This is a genomic window from Pseudundibacterium arcticum (assembly GCF_042646465.1).
GTDB lineage: Bacteria > Pseudomonadota > Gammaproteobacteria > Burkholderiales > Burkholderiaceae_D > Undibacterium_A > Undibacterium_A arcticum.
Genome location: NZ_JBHRTP010000114.1, coordinates 1 through 1535 on the forward strand (window position 1 = coordinate 1; position 1535 = coordinate 1535).

General features: G+C 54.7%; 1 protein-coding gene and 2 pseudogenes. All 3 read left to right on the forward strand.

What is annotated here, in order from left to right; translation table 11 throughout:
* A pseudogene (locus ACFOFO_RS26185) lies at positions 1-320 on the forward strand (hypothetical protein); the annotation flags it as partial.
* Between the two features lie 249 nt (positions 321-569).
* Entirely contained in the window at positions 570-728 is a 159-nt protein-coding gene (locus ACFOFO_RS26190) for a DUF3309 family protein (protein WP_390329205.1), read from the forward strand.
* A 197-nt stretch (positions 729-925) separates the two neighbouring features.
* Positions 926-1269 (forward strand): annotated as a pseudogene (locus ACFOFO_RS26195) (CHRD domain-containing protein).
* The last annotated feature ends 266 nt before the right edge of the window (positions 1270-1535 follow it).

The following is a 1535-nucleotide window of genomic DNA, read 5'->3' on the forward strand; positions in this document are numbered from 1 at the left end:
AAGCCCAGTACAAAAATACCCCCAAAGCGCACATGAAGGCGCGCATTGCCGCGGCAGATGCAGACTATGCGGTGGCCAAAGAGAAATGCAAAGCCCAAAGCGGTAATGCCAAGGACGTCTGTATCAAAGAAGCCAAGGCAGTGCACACCAAGGCAGTCGTCGACGCGAAATCCAGCCAGAAAATCAGCGAAGTGAAATCGGACGCGACGCAGGATAAGCGCGATGCCGACTACAAAGTGGCGCTCGAAAAGTGCGACTCTTTAGCCGGCCCTGCCAAGGATGCGTGCGTCGCAACGGCCAAGTCGCAATATGGCAAATAGATCCACATAAAACCCTGGCAGATCGCTGATCGTTTGAAAAAATTACCCCGGCGAGCGGCGATAGGAGGGCCCGATGTGCGCTGCCCGTTGGGCCATGTCTGGTGGGCTGTTGCTTCTTGGCGTACGTCGTCGATCGCGTAAGGTGTCTTGTCTGCTAGCGCGTACGGTTCCATTAGTGCCATGTATTCCGCCGTAAAAAAATATGCCGATGAGCTGCTGTCGGCACTTCAATAACCATAGGAGGCTCACATGAGTATCGGAACAATCCTACTGATCATCCTGATCCTGTTCCTGATCGGCGCGCTGCCGACCTGGCCCCACAGTCAAAGCTGGGGCTATTTTCCAAGCGGAATTATTGGAGTGGTGGTTGTGGTTCTGCTGATCTTGCTGCTGACGGGGCGGCTCTGAAGCCGGGGCACTCTTTTTTAACTGATGGAGGACGCCATGAATACCAGTTCAAGAAAACTGATGTCGTATTGAGCGTGCTGACCGTCATGGTGGCGGCAGGCTGCGCCTCAAAAGCGGGCATGTCGGACAGCGACAAGACGCCAGGCATGTCGGATAGGAGCAAGATGCAAGGTATGTCCGACAGCAAGATGAAAGGCATGTCCGCCATCAAACTGGACGGCAGCCAAGAAGTTCCGCCGGTCAATACCACCGCCACCGCCAATGGCACGATTACGGTGTCAGCAGACAAATCGGTACGCGGCAGTATTACGACCACAGGCATCGAAGCGGTGGCCGCCCATATCCACCAAGGCGCTGCCGGCGCCAATGGCCCGGTCATCATTCCACTGACAAAAGGCGCCACAACTCATTTGCTGTTCCGACAGGCGCGGTACTGACCGATGCGCAATACGACAGTTATATGTCAGGCAATCTGTACGTCAACGTCCACAGTGCAGCCAATCCGAACGGCGAAATCCGGGCACAGTTAAATCCGAAGTAAGCATCTTTTCTGGCAGGCGGCGCACTGCATCATGCACTGAGTGTGCGCTGTCAGTGGTATCGTCGATCAGCAAGGCATGGATGGCCAGTCAATGAGCGGGACACAAGCATCGCGCGTCAGATGAGACCTCCGTCACATTCGGCTTAAAATGTGAATCCTCAAGCGTGCATTGCCGCACTGCTTCAGTTATATCGGAAGATTGAATGGCAACTGCGTATTCCACACCAAACTGGACACCGATTTCACGGCAAACTGGACACCCATTC

Bases quoted from the DNA above. Each gene is read 5' to 3' on its own strand.
- ACFOFO_RS26190 (WP_390329205.1), top strand. From the start codon at position 570: ATGAGTATCGGAACAATCCTACTGATCATCCTGATCCTGTTCCTGATC.